Here is an 18,213-nt window from a genome sequence, read left to right as displayed (position 1 = left end):
ATAGGTGAGACAGCATCAACTTAGACAAAATAAGTAAGAATTTTTCCAATTATCGCCCGCTCAGTCCAGCAAGTAATAACCATGTCTAGGATAGAGAACCAATTTACCGTACAATTTTGGGGCGTTCGCGGCAGCATCCCCAGCCCAGGGCCAAACACCGTTCGTTACGGCGGTAATACCCCTTGCATCTCAATGCAAGCGGGCGATAAACGCTTAATTTTCGATGCAGGCACGGGGCTACATGTTTTGGGGCAATCTTTATTGCGCCAAATGCCGTTAGAAGCTCATATATTTTTTACCCACTCTCACTGGGATCACATGCAGGGTTTTCCCTTCTTTACCCCAGGATTTGTGAACGGGAATGACTTTCATATCTATGGCGCGATCGCACCTGATGGTTCTACCATAGAACAGCGCCTCAATGACCAGATGTTGCACCCGAACTTTCCCGTACCCTTGCAGATTATGCAAGCTAATTTAAATTTCTACGACATTCGACCGGGGCAACCAATAGAGATCGATGACGTTACCGTAGAAACAGCACCTTTAAACCATCCAGGTGAAGCTATAGGATACCGCGTCAACTGGCGTGGTGGTGCTGCTGCTTATATCACTGATACTGAACATTTTCCCGACCGACTCGATGATAATGTGCTGTGGCTAGCTCGTAATGCTGACATTCTGATTTACGATTCCACTTACACAGACGAAGAATATCATTCCCCAAAATCTCCAAAAATTGGCTGGGGACATTCTACCTGGCAAGAAGCGGTGAAAGTGGCACAAGCTGCTAACGTCAAAACTCTGGTGATTTACCACCACGACCCCGCACACGATGACGACTTTTTGGATTGTGTAGGGAAACAAGCATCTGCAAAATTTCCTGGGGCTATCATGGCACGGGAAGGATTGGTACTTCAGATTCCCACCTCAGTTGCCTTATCAGAATCTTTTCCTGTTAGTAAGTTTTCTACTTAAAGATTGCGATCGGAGGAATTGGAGATTTTAGATTAGATTGGTGATCAGAAGCTTTCAGCGCGAGAGCGTACCTGTTGGCTGTACGGTGAGACAGCGCTGCCCAGAGTTGTCACGCCAACCATAGGATAAGGGCGACAACAGGAGGACATACCTTATAGCACCAACACAACCTAGATACTCACAGACACCCTAAGATTGCGGCTAATCGGAGGGTAAAACCTTTGTTGCAGTCTCAACAACGAACTAGAGCCTTTTTAGCTCTGGTATTTGGGTTATCTGGACTTAGTAATTAGCTGTTAAGCTTATAGCACAAGATACCATCTTGGGCAACTTCCTGTGGGTTAAGCTTTTGGCTGATAGCTAAAAGGGGTAGCATCAAAACCCTGGCTGATCGCACAAGACCTCATGGGCAGTTAGTGAATGTCCTCCTCAAGGCGGTTTACCATAAGGTAGCTTCCTGCTGATAGCTAAAATAAACCTAAAATCTCAGAATCCACGTGCTAAATTTGTCTCAAAATGGGTGTTCTGTGTGGGTTGCTTCTTCAAGCGAAGGGCTGCTAACGCCGACTGCTGTTGCCCTTGGCAAGTTTGATGGTGTTCATCTTGGTCATCAAAGGGTAATTCAACCAGTCTTGCACGCTGGTGCTAACTTGTCAGTAGTCAGTAGTCCGCAGTTAAAGGAAAATCAACAACTAGCAAATCAAGAATATATTTACTCAACAGTTGTTACCTTTGACCCCCATCCACAGGAATTTTTTACGGGGCAGCCCCGGACTTTGTTAACGCCACTGGATGAAAAAGTCCAACAATTGCGATCGCTTGGGGTAGAACAACTGGTATTACTACCCTTTGACAAAGAATTATCTGCTTTGACTCCCGAAGAATTCGTCCAAAAAATTCTTGTGCAACAACTGCGATGCCAGCAAATTAGCATCGGGCAGGATTTTTGTTTTGGCGAAAAGCGCAGTGGTACTGCCAAAGATTTGCAATTAATTGCCGCCAAGCACAATATCCCCGTTACCATCATTCCCTTACAAACTTATACAGGTAACTCGCCCACCGAAAGCAGTTGTGTCAGTCCTAATCCGACGCAGGATGCCCGCATTAGCACTTCATTGATCCGCCAAACCCTTGAGCAAGGCGACATCGAAAATGCAAATCTACTACTAGGGCGCCCCTACACTCTCCTTGGTGTTGTCGTTCAAGGTCAACAATTGGGCAGAACAATTGGCTTTCCCACCGCCAACCTCCAACTACCAAAAGAAAAGTTTTTGCCCCGCCAAGGAGTCTATGCTGTCCGTGTTTTCATTCTCAGTGAAACATCAGATGTCGCTCCTGGTGAAAGCTTGGGCGTCATGAACATCGGTAATCGCCCAACTGTAAATGGTACTTATTCATCTGCCGAAGTACATCTGTTCGATTGGTCTGGTGATTTGTATGGCAAAAAACTGGCTGTGGAACTAGTGAAATTTTTGCGCCCTGAACAAAAATTTGCTTCTCTAGAAGCCCTGAAAACACAAATTCAACTTGACTGTGTTGTTGCTAAAGAAATTTTGAATGCTAAAGCGCAAAGTTAAAAGTTAGGAGTTAGGAGTTAAGAGTTCTGAGTGGGAACAATGTATTTAGGGAAATTGGGCATGGGGCATTGGGCATGGTGAAGAGGACTTGGGGACTTGTTGCAAATTCTCACCTCTTTTCGCCTGCTTCCCCTGCTCTCTCTGCTCTCTCTGCTCCCTCTGCTCCCCCTGCTTCCCCTGCTCCTCCTACTCCCCACTCCCCACACCGCATGAGAGAAAAAATTGACGCTCTAACGCAAAATCTGGCTCTTACCATTGTTGGCAAAGCTGAGGCAATACGCTTAGTGCTAGTAGCCTTGCTAGGTGGTGGTCATGCCCTGCTAGAAGATGTCCCTGGTGTTGGTAAAACCCTACTCGCTAAATCTCTAGCTCGTTCAGTGGATGGTAAGTTTCAACGGCTACAATGTACCCCCGATTTACTGCCAACTGATATTACTGGCACTAACATCTGGAACCCAAAAAGCGGCGAATTTACTTATCTTCCTGGCCCAATTTTTACCAATATCCTCCTAGCTGACGAAATTAACCGCGCTACACCCCGCACTCAGTCAGCTTTACTAGAAGTCATGGAAGAACATCAGGTAACAGTCGATGGTGTTTCTCGTGCAGTTCCTCAGCCCTTTTTTGTCATTGCCACTCAAAACCCTATTGAGTATCAAGGTACTTTTCCACTACCGGAAGCGCAAATGGATCGATTCATGTTGTCGCTGAGTTTGGGCTATCCTTCCGAGGCAGAAGAACTCCTTATGCTGCAAAATCTCCAAAATGGTGTGAAGGTTGCTGATTTGCAGCCTTGTATTACCTTGGCAGAAGTACAGGAATTGCGTTACCTCTGCTCTCAAGTAAAAGTGGCAACCTCCTTGCAACAGTACATCCTCGAATTGGTACGAGTAACGCGGCAAGATGAGGAAATAGCCCTTGGTGTTAGTCCGCGTGGCACATTAGCATTACAACGGGCTACCCAAGCGCTAGCTTTTCTATTAGGGCGTGATTATGCCATTCCCGATGATGTGAAATTTCTCGTCCCTCATGTTCTTTGCCATCGCCTGATTCCTAGAGGTGGACGGAATGCAAGAACTGTTGTTGAGCGATTATTGCGATCGGTTTCTATTCCTTAAAGATAACTGTTGCTGAAAAGCTTTACCTAATTAGTGAGCTATGGGACAAGATTGATGCAGAGTGATAATGCGGTTTCAATTCGATTTTCCGATGAGTTTGAGCAGGAACTTTACAGATTATCAAAGAGATTTCGCAATATTCGCTCTGATGTTCAACCGATTATTGAGCAATTACAACAAATAAATTTTGTAGGCGATGCCTACGGCGGGCTACGCCTACGCATTCCTGGCATTGGTGAAGAGTATATTGTTTACAAGGTGAGAGTTGGCAACAGTAGTATCTAAAAAGGTAAGAGTGCTGGATACCGATTGATTTATCAAGTTGAGTCACCTACAAGTATTTTGCTACTAACGATTTATTCCAAATCTGACCGAGAAGATATTGCTGCAAATGACATCTGAGATATTATGGCTGATTTTTCTAGTGAGTCAGGTTAAAACTGCTAAGAGATTTTTCCTTGCAATGTTGAGAGATGCAGACGCAGAAGGGCTTGTTAATAGGCATTGCTATGTTGCTACTGCCAACGCTGCGTAAGTTCTATGATTAGCACAAGCGCCACTTCTAAATATCTAGGAATGTGAGGAATGTCAATTTTTATTAAGCGCAAAATCCGCGATCGCCTTGTACTACAGCAAAGCGCCGAACGCCAATTCAAACGCCAATTTTTTGGTTTACTTCTGGTAATTGTAACCTGGAGCCTAGCTATGGGTTGGCTTTTAGCCTTGGCAACTAATGCCCAAAGTGCTACTCCTACCGCCGAAATTGGCACTGTTGACGTAGTGCCTGCACAGTATCAATTAGGACAAGAACTGTATTTGGAAAACTGCTCTACATGCCATATCGCCTTACCACCAGCCGTTTTACCCACCCAAACTTGGAAAAATCTCCTGCAAGATTCGCAGCACTACGGCGCACAACTAAAGCCTTTAGTCGATCCGCCACGCATCTTGGTGTGGAAATATCTTTCGACTTTCTCTCGTGTTAAGCGAGACGACGAAGAAACACCATATCGCCTTAATGACTCACGTTATTTCAAAGCTTTGCATCCAGGAGTTAAATTACCACGCCCCGTCCAGCTTGGCAGCTGTGTCAGTTGTCATCAAGGCGCTAGCGATTACAATTTCCGCCGCCTAACAGCAGAATGGAAATGAGGAGTTAGGAGTTGAAAAATTCATAACTCATAACTCACAACTCTATTCCCCCACTCCTTCTCTGGCCCCATCTGGGGGCAAAATGATACTATGAAGAAAGACTAAATAATCAGATAAGAGTTAAAACCAATCATTTAGTAAACTGATTGCCCCGTTTTTCTCCTGTTTTTGAGTTAATTCTCATTTGACACCCATCCACAACCAAGAAGGTTGGGTTGGGTTAAATGTTTATAATCAATGCCAAACCTTTAATTCCCATCCCCCTTGATTCAGTTCTATAATCTGCCATGCTAAAACTTTTGTTGGGCGACCCCAACGCTCGTAAGCTTAAAAAATACCAACCTTCTGTGACTGAAATTAACCTTCTAGAGGAAGAAATTAAGATTCTTTCCGATGAGGAGTTAAAAGGTAAAACCGTCGAATTTAAACAACGGTTTGCCAAAGGCGAAACTCTGGATGACCTATTGCCCGAAGCTTACGCCGTTGTCCGGGAAGCAGGACGGCGAGTCTTAGGCTTGCGGCATTTTGATGTCCAAATGCTTGGCGGTATCATTTTGCATGTAGGGCAAATTGCCGAAATGAAAACCGGTGAGGGTAAAACGCTTGTAGCAACCTTACCGAGTTATTTAAATGGTCTTACTGGTAAAGGCGTACACGTCGTCACTGTGAACGATTACCTGGCTCGTCGGGATGCTGAATGGATGGGACAGGTGCATCGGTTCTTGGGGCTGAGTGTGGGGCTAATCCAGTCAACCATGACTCCCAGTGAACGCCAGAAAAACTATGATTGCGATATTACTTATGTTACCAACAGTGAGGTAGGTTTTGACTACCTGCGGGATAACATGGCGACATCAATGGCAGATGTGGTGCAACGCCCGTTTAATTATTGCGTAATTGACGAGGTAGACTCGATTTTAATTGATGAGGCGCGGACACCGCTAATTATTTCTGGGCAGGTGGAAAGACCTACAGAAAAGTATCTGCAAGCAGCTGAAATCGCATTCACACTCAAAAAAGACGAGCATTATGATGTGGATGAAAAAGCTCGTAACGTGCTTTTGACAGATGAAGGATTTGCAGAATCCGAAAATCTTTTGGGAGTCACAGATTTATTTGACCCTGAAGATCCTTGGGCGCACTTCGTTTTCAATGCGATTAAAGCCAAAGAACTTTTTCTCAAGGATGTAAATTACATCGTCCGTAATGACGAAGTGGTAATTGTGGATGAATTTACCGGTCGGGTGTTACCTGGACGGCGCTGGAGTGATGGATTACACCAGGCTATTGAAGCCAAAGAACACGTAGAAATTCAGCCAGAAACTCAAACTCTAGCGACAATTACTTATCAAAATCTGTTCTTGCTGTATCCAAAACTCGGTGGAATGACCGGAACGGCAAAAACGGAAGAACCGGAATTTGAAAAAATTTACAAATTGGAAGTTGCGGTAATTCCTACGAACCGCGATCGCAGACGCGAAGATTTGTCTGATATGGTCTTTAAGACAGAACCAGGCAAGTGGGGTGCGATCGCTAGAGAATGTGCCGAAATGCACGAACTCGGCAGACCTGTATTAGTCGGAACCACTAGTGTAGAAAAGTCCGAACTTCTCAGCCGACTATTAAAGGAATTGGCGATTCCTCACGAATTACTCAACGCCCGTCCCGAAAACGTCGAGCGTGAGGCGGAAATCGTCGCCCAAGCTGGACGAAAAGGTGCTGTTACCATTGCTACTAACATGGCTGGTAGAGGTACAGACATCATTTTGGGTGGTAACTCCGAATACATGGCACGTCTGAAGCTGCGGGAATACTTCATGCCCCGGATCGTCATGCCAGAAGATGAAGATAGCTTTGGCGTTCAAAGAGCAGCAGGATTGCCTACAGGACACGGTGGTGGTCAAGGCTTTGTCCCTGGTAAAAAAGTCAAAACTTGGCGGGCTTCACCAGAAATTTTCCCTACCCAGTTGACAAAAGAAACAGAAAAACTACTCAAAGATGCAGTAGAAATTGCGGTGCGTGAATATGGCGATCGCAGTTTATCGGAATTGGAAGCAGAAGACAAGGTAGCTGTAGCCGCAGAAAAAGCTCCCATTGATGACCCTGTAATTCAGAAATTGCGCGAAGCTTACAACCGCGTTAAGCAGGAATACGAACAATTTACTACCCGCGAACATGATGAGGTAGTGGGAATCGGTGGTTTGCACGTAATTGGTACAGAACGCCACGAATCGCGGCGGATTGACAACCAGTTGCGCGGACGTGCAGGAAGACAAGGCGACCCTGGAACCACGAGATTTTTCCTCAGTTTAGAGGATAACCTACTGCGGATTTTTGGAGGCGATCGCGTTGCTGGGTTAATGAATGCTTTCCAAGTGGAAGAAGATATGCCCATCGAATCTGGGATGCTTACCCGCAGTTTGGAAGGCGCCCAGAAAAAAGTTGAAACCTACTACTACGACATTCGTAAGCAGGTATTTGAGTATGACGAGGTGATGAATAATCAACGTCGTGCTATTTATGCTGAACGTCGCCGCGTATTAGAAGGTCAAGATTTGAAAGAACAGGTAATCAAGTACGCTGAAAAAACGATGGATGACATCGTTGATTACTACATCAACATAGATTTGCCCTCGGAAGAGTGGGAGTTAGAAAAGCTGGTTGAGAAAGTTAAAGAATTCGTCTATCTACTAGCGGATTTGCAGCCAAATCAATTAGAAGATATGACAGTCAGCGAGATTAAAGCATTCCTCCATGAACAAGTGCGAATTGCTTATGACCTCAAAGAAGCGCAGATTGACCAAGTTCAACCCGGACTGATGCGCCAAGCAGAACGCTTCTTTATCTTGCAACGCATTGATACTCTATGGCGGGAACACTTGCAGCAAATGGATGCCTTGCGCGAATCGGTAGGATTGCGTGGTTATGGGCAAAAAGACCCACTGATTGAGTATAAGAGCGAGGGTTACGAATTGTTCTTGGATATGATGATTAACATTCGCCGAGACGTTGTGTACTCGTTGTTCATGTTCCAGCCGCAGCCTCAGCAGATGGTGCAGCCTTCGTCTGAGATGGTGTAGAAAGTTAGAGAAAATATCTCACGCAAAAGCGCTAAGAGGCAAAGATTTCTTAACGCTTTTGCGTTTTGATACATCGTTTAAAAATACTCTCTTTTCAGGATTTTGCTGAAATGGATAAGCTAATAATCCCAAATCTTCAAGGCAAGCGGACTTATAAGAGAATTTGCATCTAATTATTGTTAGACCTCGCGTGAGTTTGAGAACACTGAGAACTAGTGTCTAGTAGGACACAAACAATCTTTGTGAGGTCAATAATGGAAGTGAATGAACTCATGATTTAAGTGAGGCGATCGCAGAGTAAGCTATAAGTAAAACGCTGTTTTTGGATATGAGTCAATTTTTGAGTTCAATTAACGTGCAATTATCTCCAGATTCCATAAGTCAAGGTGAGCAGGCTATTCGTCAGGAAATTGCCTTGCAATTATATAACCAAAATATTTTTACTTTTGGTCAAGCACGCCGCTTGGCTAATTTATCTGTATGGGAATTTCAGCAACTTTTAGGGCAACAAAAAATTCCACGCCATTATACTCAAATGGATTTAGCAGATGATATTGAGTCATTAAAACAGGTTCTTGGTAGTTGTGACAGTTATTTGCAACGCTACGCCTTTGATTAACTTCGGTGCTATCAATCGTCTTGATATTTTACAGGCAGTGTTTGGGACAATTGTTATACCCGAAGCTGTCTATAATGAAACTACTGGTTCAAGCTTTCCAGCTTCACAAGTTATATTGCAAGCAATTGCATCTGGATGGCTACAAGTTTGCCCTGTTTCAAAAAATTAAAAAATGAATATTCAGGAAGCTTTTAATAAATATTGCCGCAGTAGATTACGATAACTTATATTATGTCCGCTTAATCACTAATTAAACCCGGAGAACCCCAAAGAGCCAAAGCTGTGCTTTGTCTCCACTCCCCAAAGCATCGGGGAGGGGTTGGGAATGGGGTTCTTTGATTATGGGTAATTTGGCGAACATCATATCAAGGAGTTTCTGAGGATGCTTCTGAGCAAGATTTTGTAGGAGCGCCTAAGTCATTTAAAGTATTCATTAATGAGTCATTCTGTAGCATGGGGTATATGCTTTGGAAATTTACAACATCGTCAAAAGCTTTAAGCTCCTCAAGAGCCTCTGACGCAGACTGATATCGCTGTTTGAAGTCATCCAGCACCATTTTACTGAGAATCTTAGCGAAGGAGTGACTCACCTGGGTGGGTAGTTTACCGCCGTAGGCATCGCTCCATTTTATCTCTCCATCAGCATCTCTAGGTAGCTCACGAGGTGCCATACCAGTTAAGGCTTTAATTCCAACCATGCCGACTGCATAGATATCACTACTGTAGTGTGGACGCCCAAAACATTGCTCGCTTGGTGCGTAACCCTGAGTACCAATGCCGATAGTGAAAGGGCTTTGCTCTTGATGATCAAGCTGTTTTGTACTAACTTCTTTGACAGCCCCAAAGTCAATCAAGATCAGTTTACCGTCTGAATGGCGGCGGATGATATTGCTGGGTTTAATATCCCGGTGAATCACATTGTTTTTATGGACAAATGTTAATGTTTGCAATAAGTCCCTAACAATTCTGATCACTGCAATTTCCTCAATTGCTCTGCCTGGTGGCAATTCTTGATTTAAAGGATGACCAATGATCTGTTCTTGTACTAAATAAAATTCTTCATCTTCTTCAAAATACGCCAAAAGTTGCGGAATTTGAGGGTGCGTTCCTAATTTTTCGAGTGTTTGCGCCTCTGAGTTAAATAAACGTCTGGCAAGTTGCAAGGCTTCTGGTTTGCTGTTGGCTGGTTTTAGTTGTTTGACAACACATTGCGGATTTCCAGGACGTTGGGTATCTTCGGCAATGTAGGTTTCGCTAAATCCACCGGAACCGAGAACTTTGACAATTCTGTAGCGTCTAGCCAGGACTTTTCCTGATAAGGCTAAATCTCGTTGCTGGATTAGGTCTTGTAAGTCATCTTGTTGGCTGATAATCTCTTGGACAACGGCGGAAGTTTTATACTTCTGAAAAATATCTACTAATTGGCGTTTTTTGATGCTTTCTCTCACTAATGAGGTTCCCAGGTAGGAAAATCCAATCATAGCGATCGCAATCATTGGTACAGTAGTGGGAAAAATTAACTGACCATGAACAGATAACCCATAACTAATTCCTGCCCAAGTAGCAGACAGGGCGAGGCTATAGAGAAGTCTATTGATAGTACGCTTGCGTCTGCTAATCATTAAGGCTGTACTGCCAACTATAATTAGCACAAATAAACCCCGCAACGGTGGACTTTTAATTCCTGGGGCGATCGCTTTACCTTGCATCAAAGTTGCGATCGCATTGGCGTGAATTTCCACGCCCGACATGGGTTTAGCGTTGTTGCTAGCAGCGACTGGATAATAATCATTGTGTAACTTATCTGTTGCACCAATCAGCACTATCTTGTCTTTGAAGACCTTTCCTTGCTGCAAATAGGTGTTCCAGTTTTCCGGGTCGAGTACATGCCAAAAGGGTATTTGCTCAAATGTACCCGCAGGCCCCCAAAAATGAATGCGATCGCCCTTTGGTCGGGGATAATTTACCTGTGCGGCCCTCAGTGCTGCTTCATCAAAAGAGGGTAGCTTCTCAATCAAATTATCTTCAGCTAACAACTTAGAAAATTCACTCGCCAATCGATGAACTTTACCATCTGTCTCCAAGGGGAAATTAACTGAGCCAATGGACACTGACCCTGTACGAAACATTTGTTGTGGGTCAATCAGTTGCATAAAAGACCCTTGGTGCGTCTGGGAATTTTCGTAGACGGCTGCTAAGGTAACTTTGCTGCCATATTTTTGCAATGCTGCCTGGAGTTGGCGATCGTCAGTAGCTCCATAACTACTTGGCGTGTCAAAAACGACATCTACCGCTACAGAACGGACACCTGCTTTGATTAACTTTGTGATTATCTGAGCATAAGCAGCCCGTTTATAAGGATAAGATTTCAGTGTTTCTAAGTAGGCATACCGTTTTGGATTTGTTTTATAGTACTGTGCGGGAACTGATATTGACTGATCGTCTATTGCTAAAATTACGATGTCTTCTGGAGGCAAAATCGGGCCGCGCACTTGAAAAAAGGCAGAAAGCGCCTTATTTTCCATCAATTGAACCAATTCCCCACCAGAAGCACTCAGCACTGCTGCACCCATTGCCCAACTGCCAGCGAGGAGATGACCTAAGAGAACCATCCACCTTGACTGACGAGCCGATGCTGTTGACGTTACCTTTGTCGGTTTACTTGACAGTCTATTGGCAGCAGAGACATAGTTTTTAGTTAAGGTAGATGTAGGTTCTTCTGCCATATCGTGTTACTGATTGATTTAAGTCCAACACTTTTATTTATTCAGACCACGTTTTAGTACAAGCATATTGAAATAATACTTAAATGACAATCTTATACATTTGTAAAGTATCTTCTATTCATCAACAAACTTTTATTGGCAAAGGTAGCCCCCAAGAGATTCCTACTCAGGTACTGCCTGACTTCTTATTTTTCTGTTGAGTGAGTTACAAAAGAGTGATTGTCTCACAGATTATAGCCGGATATACTTCGTCTCTGTAGTTGGTTGGGGCGAGATTTTACTCTAACCTAACCAACAAGTATGCTCTTAACTAGGGTTTTACCAGAAGCTGTCCCAAGCTTGTCTTCTGTCTTTGGCGCAATATTGGTACTCCCCACAAAGCGTATCCTTATACTGAAAGCTAAACCTATAGATAGGCATCAACTTATATCCTACTCTAAGCCTATACCATACCTCTTTAGGGGTAAAATTTAGTGTTATACAGTTATGAATGCTGTTACTAGTTCAATTTTATTGGTAGATTTTGATCACAGGGTGGCTCTTGCAGTACCGGAGGTGAATAATGTTTAGCACCCAGTATCTCAACTCCAATGTTGCAAATGTTTTTATGCCTTGAAAGAGGTAGGATAAAAGCTACAGATGAAGAGTTAGTTTATAGATATTAGCAAACAAGGCATTTGAAAATTGCTATAATCTATTGTTCCATCTAAATTCATATATATTATTAGGTGTAAATTTGTATGGGTTCTCCAATGAATCGTCTGTCTATTTTTGTAGATGGAAACAATATGTTCTATGCTCAACAAAAAAATGGTTGGTTTTTTGACCCTCGGCGAGTTTTAGAATACTTCAAACATGAACAATCAGAAACAACATTAATTAATGCATTCTGGTACACTGGCCTAAAAGACCCACAAGATCAGAGAGGTTTTAGAGATGCTCTAATTAGTCTAGGATATACAGTTAGAACTAAAATTCTTAAAGAATATTATGATGATACCTCTGGTCGTTACTCGCAAAAAGCGAATTTAGATATTGAAATTGTTGTAGATATGTTTAATACAGTAGACCAGTATGACCGAGTAGTATTATTTAGTGGCGATGGAGATTTTGAAAGAGCAATCGAACTATTACGTTCAAAAAATACACATATTACAGTAGTATCGACAGAAGGAATGATCGCAAGAGAACTACGAAATGCTACTGACAGATATATAGATTTAAATGATATCAGAGATCAAATAGAAAAAACAGAAGGTTCGTAGTTTTAGCAATTATTTACAAAAATAAGAGTAAAAGAAAAACTAAGGTTGAAGATATTTTGATACACAAGTAAAAATTAAACAACAAAACGCAAATGACAAATAAAACAGACCGAATCATCATTTTTGATACTACACTGCGAGATGGAGAGCAGTGTCCAGGAGCAACTCTGAATATAGACGAGAAGCTAGTTATTGCCAAGCAACTGGCGCGTCTGGGTGTGGATATAATTGAGGCAGGCTTTGCCTTTGCTAGCCCTGGAGATTTTGAAGCAGTCAGCAAGATTGCCAAAATTGTCGGGACAGAAAATGGTCCGGTAATTTGCAGTTTGGCAAGAGCGATTAAAGCAGATATTGAAGCAGCCGCAGAAGCATTAAAACCAGCAGTTAAAGCCAGAATTCACACATTTATTTCTACTTCTGATATACATTTAGAGTATCAGTTGCGGAAGTCACGGGCAGAAGTGCTAGCGATCGCAGAAGAAATGGTAGCTTATGCCAAGTCTTTTGTGACAGATGTAGAATTTTCGCCGATGGATGCGGCTCGTTCCGATCCAGAATTTCTTTACCAAGTGTTAGAGCGAACGATCGCAGCAGGTGCAACAACAGTTAACATTCCCGATACTGTCGGTTACACAACCCCTAGCGAGTTTGGGGCAATCATTAAGGGGATTATTGAAAATGTCCCCAACATCGACCAAGCGATTATTTCCGTTCACGGTCATAATGATTTAGGTTTGGCAGTTGCTAACTTTTTAGAAGCCGTAAAAAATGGCGCACGCCAACTAGAATGTACCATCAATGGGATTGGCGAACGCGCCGGAAATGCATCACTAGAAGAATTAGTGATGGCGTTGCATGTGCGGCGACAATATTTTAATCCCTTTTTGGGAAGACCAGAAGAATCTCAAGAATCCCTGACAAATATTGACACTCGGCAAATTTACAAAACCTCACGCCTAGTTTCCAATTTGACGGGAATGTTGGTACAACCAAATAAAGCGATCGTTGGCGCGAATGCCTTTGCTCATGAGTCTGGAATTCACCAAGATGGTGTGCTAAAAAATAAGCTCACCTACGAAATTATGGATGCTCAATTGATTGGCTTAACAGACAATCAAATAGTTTTGGGCAAACATTCAGGCAGAAATGCTTTCCGCACTCGGTTGAAAGAATTGGGCTTTGAACTGTCAGATACTGAATTAAATAAAGCATTCGTCAGATTCAAAGAAGTAGCAGATAAAAAGAAAGATATTTCTGATTGGGATTTGGAAGCGATCGTTAATGATGAAATCCAACAAGCACCCGATTTGTTCCGGGTAGAGTTGGTGCAAGTTTCCTGTGGTAGCAACGCCCGTCCCACCGCTACAGTCACCCTCCGCACCCCAGAAGGTGAAGAATTAACCGATGCTGCGATCGGTACTGGGCCAGTGGATGCAGTTTACAAGGCCATCAATCGGGTGGTGAATGTCCCCAACGAGTTGATTGAGTTTTCTGTGCAGTCAGTAACAGCTGGTATTGATGCCCTTGGAGAAGTGACGATTCGTTTACGTTATGAATCTAAAGTTTTTTCTGGTCATGCAGCGAACACAGATATCATCGTGGCATCAGCGCAAGCTTATGTAAATGCGCTCAATCGGCTGTATTCTGCCTTGCAAAGGCAAGAAAAGCCAGAGGAAGTATCTGCACAGAAACTCTGAAATCGTATCTGTCAAACTGCCCATAATACAAGCACCGCACCTTGCTTTTAGAATCAGCTAAAAAACTCCTTCCCGACTTTGGCGAGGAGTAAAGAACCCCACCTCGCCTGCTCTTAGGGACGGGGTGGGGTTCTTCGAGTCTAATAAGCAATCAAGCTGACATGATTTCACTCAGTTCTGCATATAATTTTAATTTAACGACAAAAATTCTTCTCCTGTCGTGGGATGAATGCCTATAGTTTCATCCAAATCTTCCTTAGTGATGCCTTTGCGAATTGCCACACCCAAACTTTGAATGATATCTGCTGCATGTTCACCCACCATGTGAGCGCCCAAAACTTGCCCAGAATCACCATTTAAAACTAACTTTATAGTGGTTGGCTCATCCTGTTCGATTAGCCGATACAACAGTGGTTGGAACTGGGTGCGGTAGCATTGTACAGATTCACCAAATTTTTCCCGTGCTTTCGCCTCTGTCATTCCCACACTAGCCGCTTCTGGACGGCAAAAAACAGCAGTGGGCACATAATCATAATTTAATTTTTGCGCCTTGTTGCCAAAAACTGTATCTGCAAAGGCAATACCTTCTGCCTTAGCCACTGGAGTCAATTGCACGCGGCTGGTGCAATCACCCACAGCAAAAATATTTTCTTGGCTGCTGCGGCTGTATTCATCTACTTTAATTGCACCATGTTCGCCAAGTTCAACATGGGCATTTTCCAAACCAAGATTCTTGGTATTTGGAGCGTAACCTGTGGCAACTAAGATAGTATCTGCTGTAATTATTTCTTGGCTATCACCAGTAATGGTTAACAACAAACACTCATCTGAATATTTGATTTTAGCTACCGTGCTGTTGGTGAATATTTTAATTCCGCGTTTAGTCAAACCCTGTTGTACAGCAGAGCAAATTTCATCATCAAACCCCGATAAAATCGTCCCGTCTCTTTCAATCACCGTCACTTCGCAGCCGAAAGCGTGCATCATGCTAGAAAATTCTACGCCAATGTAGCCGCCGCCAATAATTGCTAAACGTTTCGGCAGATAGGGTAGCTGAAACATCTCGCGGGATGTGATAGCGTATTCTATACCTGGGATTTTGGGCTTGAGGGGTTGCCCTCCCACAGCAATTAAAATTTTGTCTGCTGTAACTTTACGTCCATCAATATTGATCGTGTGGGTATCGATAAAAGTGACATGTTGAGAAATTAATTCAATTCCAGCTTTTTGCAATTGCTGGAAATAAGAGTGGTTGATGGTGTCAATATGCTGATGTACTGACTTAATAAATAATGTCCAGTCAAAGTATGTTTGGCAGTCACTCCACCCATAACTCTGCGCTATTTGATTTTGCAGGGCGAAGTCAGCTGCATAGACAATCAGTTTTTTCGGAACACAGCCGCGATTTACACAAGTCCCACCGACGGATTCTTGTTCAGCAACAGCGACACGTACACCGTAACTAGCTGCTTTTTTAGCTGCTGCCAATCCCCCAGGCCCAGCACCAATGACAAACAAATCGTAATCAAATGTCATAAAAATCTGTTCCTTTTTGACTTTTTGGAAAGCAGAGCTATTTCATCTCTTATAGTGATTCACACAAAACTTAATCTACTGTCTTTGGGTGGACAATTAGGGATGAAACCAGGCTGATATCTAGCAGATTGCCACATTAATAGCAATTACATCCAAAAGGAACAGCGATCGCTCGATTCTTGCTAAGTTATATTACATTATGTTACCAAAGAAGCATTTTGTCTATTCTACAAGGGGTAGATGTTTGCGTAGGCGTAGCCCGTCGTTGTCATCGCTTCAGGCGGGTATGCGATCGCACTTTTAGGCAGCAACTGCACTGAAGAAAAAATTCAGCCGATTAAGCCATTGATGCCAGACATGAATTAGCCTTGCACGGTCAAATTCAAAAATCTCTGCTTCTTCACCTGGTAAGGCTACAACGATAAGAGCATGGTTAATTTTGCAGTTAAATAGGCGATCGCTATAATACCGATTTATCGCACCCCCATAAGCAGCTAGTTGTAAAGGCTTGTCATAAAGCTTATCAAATCTCAGTTTTGGTTCCTCGGCTGTAGTCCATTCAATTAAATACGGAACACTTTGGTAACGAGCAACTAAATCAACTTTCCCAGCGTAAAGTTCCTGATAGTTAGGCACAAGTTGTTCCACCAGTTGAACATCGCTAAGTTGGTTTAGCACAGATTGAACGCTGTCCCAGTAAGGCTGAATCAGGCTGTTGTCAGGTTTGGGCGAGTAACCTTGCAAGTGTTCTTTAATCAACTGGTGCAAAGCATTTCCTCGGCGACGGCTGTTAGCAGCAATTCGATTTGCTTCTGCATCGCCAACTTTATTACGCCAATAGGAAAGGGCGGCTAGAGACTGCGGTGGTTGTGTCGCTTTTAAAACTGTGGTGACAGCAGGGAGAAGAACACCATTATTACCTTGATAGTAACAACGTCCGTTGATGTAGGTAGATTTCATAAATGTTGTGAATGACTACATCAACTAGCTTCGAGGGCTGCTGTCTGAGATAGTGTCTGAGTCAGCTATCCAGAGTGTCTGACTTGGTGTATGAGTGTGTATGACTTTTAATTAGCTCAGTTAGAATGATTAAAAATTGCGTAGTTAGAATATGACCAAGCGAGGGCTTCAAGCATCTACACAAGGTATCGCAAAAGCAAATCAAGCTTTGATCCGTAATAATTTAAATAAGACTGCTTTAGCAAGAGATTTAGGACTGTCTCGCGCAACAGTTACCAATTTCTTTCGTGTGATACCAATTGAACGCCTTAATTTTGAAGAAATTTGTCAAAGGCTTGGTCTAAATTGGCAAGAGATAGTTGATATTCCAGTTTGCAAATATCAAACAGAGGAACATCAAAATCCAACATCAAAAAATTCTGATTTTGTGGGGCGTGAGGATGCGATCGCAAGCTCTCTTTTAGAGAATGAGCTAGATGAGTTAGTACAAAAAGTGCGATCACTTCCTGATTACTCTGAAAAGATACAGCACTTGTGCGGAACCATGCGGATGTTGGATATTGCACAACCAGTTCGGGTGGATGACATTTACATCAATGTTAATGTTTTAGAGGAGTTACCCAGTAACAAACGGAATTTAGAATTTTCTTAGGTTCTGCGCTTTAATTCAGATGTAGATGATTTTAACCGTTTAAGCTTAGGCAAAGTGAGTCAACCAGATATACCAGGACTGGAAGCAGCTACAAGATACTCTAAACTTATGGTACTGGGAAAACCAGGGGCAGGGAAAACCACATTTTTAAAATTTTTAGCTATACAATGTAATCAGGGCAATTTTCAACCTCAATGCATACCAATTTTTATAGAATTAAAGGCTTTTGCTAGAAATGCCAATGATGAATATAATTTCAGTTTATTGAAATATATAACTGAACAATTATGCATATATGAAATTTCGCCCCAACAAATCGAAAAACTTTTGTATCAAGGCAAATTTTTGATTTTGCTTGATGGTTTGGATGAGATTAAGGACACTAATGCCTATGAAGTTCAAAGTGAAATTAATAATTTTATAGGTATTTTTTATAAAAATAAGTTTTTCATTAGCTGTCGAGTTGCTGCTCATCAGTATAAGTTTCAGGGATTTAGAGATATTGAAATAGCAGATTTTAATGAGGAGCAAATTGCACAATTTGTTAACAAGTGGTTTGTAGCTGTTGCTGGTAAATCTCCAGAAAAGACATTACCCAAATCTAATGAATTGCTTGAAGAATTTTATTGGGAAGGAAATGAGCCAATATTAGAACTAGCAGTTACACCTATATTGCTTAATCTGATCTGCTTAGTTTTTCATGGGACAGGTAGTCTACCATCACAACGCTCTAGGCTTTATGAAGAAGGATTATAAATTTTACTTAAACAATGGGATAGAACCAAAGGCGTTAAACGAGATGATATTTATCATAAATTATCTATTAGTGATAAAAAACAACTGCTAAGATATT

At 42.5% G+C, this 18,213-nt stretch carries 14 protein-coding genes and 1 pseudogene; 12 read left to right on the top strand and 3 right to left on the bottom strand.

Annotation, left to right across the window (positions count from 1 at the left end):
- The first annotated feature begins 81 nt into the window (after positions 1 to 81).
- From LC608_RS29665 to LC608_RS29630, 8 genes and pseudogenes are all read left to right on the top strand, one after another.
- The gene (locus tag LC608_RS29665) at positions 82 to 978 is read left to right on the top strand and encodes an MBL fold metallo-hydrolase (protein ID WP_229556995.1); all 897 of its coding nucleotides are present in this window, start codon (positions 82 to 84) and stop codon (positions 976 to 978) included.
- 497 nt (positions 979 to 1,475) lie between these two features.
- Entirely contained in the window at positions 1,476 to 2,555 is a 1,080-nt protein-coding gene (locus LC608_RS29660; protein WP_229556994.1) for a bifunctional riboflavin kinase/FAD synthetase, read from the top strand.
- Positions 2,556 to 2,764: 209 nt separating this feature from the next.
- Complete coding sequence (locus tag LC608_RS29655; protein ID WP_229557019.1) at positions 2,765 to 3,673, top strand: MoxR family ATPase; 909 nt, start codon at positions 2,765 to 2,767, stop codon at positions 3,671 to 3,673.
- Between the two features lie 54 nt (positions 3,674 to 3,727).
- Positions 3,728 to 4,075, top strand: a pseudogene (locus tag LC608_RS29650) (type II toxin-antitoxin system RelE/ParE family toxin).
- A 183-nt stretch (positions 4,076 to 4,258) separates the two neighbouring features.
- Positions 4,259 to 4,825: a diheme cytochrome c gene (locus tag LC608_RS29645; RefSeq protein ID WP_229556993.1), complete on the top strand. Its 567-nt coding sequence runs from the start codon at positions 4,259 to 4,261 to the stop codon at positions 4,823 to 4,825.
- A 287-nt stretch (positions 4,826 to 5,112) separates the two neighbouring features.
- Positions 5,113 to 7,905, top strand: coding sequence for a preprotein translocase subunit SecA (secA, locus tag LC608_RS29640; protein ID WP_229556992.1), 2,793 nt, complete (start codon positions 5,113 to 5,115; stop codon positions 7,903 to 7,905).
- Between the two features lie 340 nt (positions 7,906 to 8,245).
- Complete coding sequence (locus tag LC608_RS29635) at positions 8,246 to 8,524, top strand: UPF0175 family protein (RefSeq protein ID WP_229556991.1); 279 nt, start codon at positions 8,246 to 8,248, stop codon at positions 8,522 to 8,524.
- Complete coding sequence (locus LC608_RS29630; RefSeq protein ID WP_229557023.1) at positions 8,490 to 8,693, top strand: hypothetical protein; 204 nt, start codon at positions 8,490 to 8,492, stop codon at positions 8,691 to 8,693. Before LC608_RS29635 ends, LC608_RS29630 begins: the two co-directional genes overlap by 35 nt.
- Before the next feature lie 196 nt (positions 8,694 to 8,889).
- Here the strand turns inward: LC608_RS29630 and LC608_RS29625 are convergent, their stop codons facing one another.
- Entirely contained in the window at positions 8,890 to 11,250 is a 2,361-nt protein-coding gene (locus LC608_RS29625) for a serine/threonine-protein kinase (protein WP_229556990.1), read from the bottom strand.
- 740 nt (positions 11,251 to 11,990) lie between these two features.
- Here LC608_RS29625 and LC608_RS29620 point away from each other — a divergent pair.
- Positions 11,991 to 12,515: an NYN domain-containing protein gene (locus tag LC608_RS29620; protein WP_229556989.1), complete on the top strand. Its 525-nt coding sequence runs from the start codon at positions 11,991 to 11,993 to the stop codon at positions 12,513 to 12,515.
- 92 nt (positions 12,516 to 12,607) lie between these two features.
- A complete protein-coding gene (locus tag LC608_RS29615; protein WP_229556988.1) occupies positions 12,608 to 14,212 on the top strand; it encodes a 2-isopropylmalate synthase in 1,605 nt (534 codons plus the stop codon).
- A gap of 189 nt (positions 14,213 to 14,401) precedes the next feature.
- On the opposite strand, the gene gorA is transcribed toward LC608_RS29615, so the two are convergent.
- Complete coding sequence (gorA, locus tag LC608_RS29610; RefSeq protein WP_229556987.1) at positions 14,402 to 15,748, bottom strand: glutathione-disulfide reductase; 1,347 nt, start codon at positions 15,746 to 15,748, stop codon at positions 14,402 to 14,404.
- Positions 15,749 to 16,048: 300 nt separating this feature from the next.
- Positions 16,049 to 16,708 (bottom strand): exonuclease, encoded by a 660-nt coding sequence (locus LC608_RS29605; protein ID WP_229556986.1) that lies wholly within the window; start codon positions 16,706 to 16,708, stop codon positions 16,049 to 16,051.
- 151 nt (positions 16,709 to 16,859) lie between these two features.
- Here LC608_RS29605 and LC608_RS29600 point away from each other — a divergent pair, with 151 nt between their 5' ends.
- A complete protein-coding gene (locus LC608_RS29600) occupies positions 16,860 to 17,360 on the top strand; it encodes a helix-turn-helix transcriptional regulator (RefSeq protein ID WP_229556985.1) in 501 nt (166 codons plus the stop codon).
- Positions 17,361 to 17,414: 54 nt separating this feature from the next.
- Positions 17,415 to 18,116: an NACHT domain-containing NTPase gene (locus tag LC608_RS29595; RefSeq protein WP_229556984.1), complete on the top strand. Its 702-nt coding sequence runs from the start codon at positions 17,415 to 17,417 to the stop codon at positions 18,114 to 18,116.
- The last annotated feature ends 97 nt before the right edge of the window (positions 18,117 to 18,213 follow it).

This window comes from Nostoc sp. XA010 (genome assembly GCF_020829625.1).
GTDB lineage: Bacteria > Cyanobacteriota > Cyanobacteriia > Cyanobacteriales > Nostocaceae > Nostoc.
The sequence above is the reverse complement of the archived record's forward strand: the minus strand, read 5'-3'. Positions and strand labels throughout refer to the sequence as shown.

What these genes read in the sequence shown, in the direction of transcription:
- LC608_RS29665 (WP_229556995.1), top strand. Translation starts at nt 82, where the DNA reads ATGTCTAGGATAGAGAACCAATTTACCGTACAATTTTGGGGCGTTCGC.
- LC608_RS29655 (WP_229557019.1), top strand. Translation starts at nt 2,765, where the DNA reads ATGAGAGAAAAAATTGACGCTCTAACGCAAAATCTGGCTCTTACCATT.
- LC608_RS29645 (WP_229556993.1), top strand. Translation starts at nt 4,259, where the DNA reads ATGTCAATTTTTATTAAGCGCAAAATCCGCGATCGCCTTGTACTACAG.
- secA (WP_229556992.1), top strand. Translation starts at nt 5,113, where the DNA reads ATGCTAAAACTTTTGTTGGGCGACCCCAACGCTCGTAAGCTTAAAAAA.
- LC608_RS29625 (WP_229556990.1), bottom strand. Translation starts at nt 11,250, where the DNA reads ATGGCAGAAGAACCTACATCTACCTTAACTAAAAACTATGTCTCTGCT.
- LC608_RS29620 (WP_229556989.1), top strand. Translation starts at nt 11,991, where the DNA reads ATGGGTTCTCCAATGAATCGTCTGTCTATTTTTGTAGATGGAAACAAT.
- LC608_RS29615 (WP_229556988.1), top strand. Translation starts at nt 12,608, where the DNA reads ATGACAAATAAAACAGACCGAATCATCATTTTTGATACTACACTGCGA.
- gorA (WP_229556987.1), bottom strand. Translation starts at nt 15,748, where the DNA reads ATGACATTTGATTACGATTTGTTTGTCATTGGTGCTGGGCCTGGGGGA.
- LC608_RS29605 (WP_229556986.1), bottom strand. Translation starts at nt 16,708, where the DNA reads ATGAAATCTACCTACATCAACGGACGTTGTTACTATCAAGGTAATAAT.
- LC608_RS29600 (WP_229556985.1), top strand. Translation starts at nt 16,860, where the DNA reads ATGACCAAGCGAGGGCTTCAAGCATCTACACAAGGTATCGCAAAAGCA.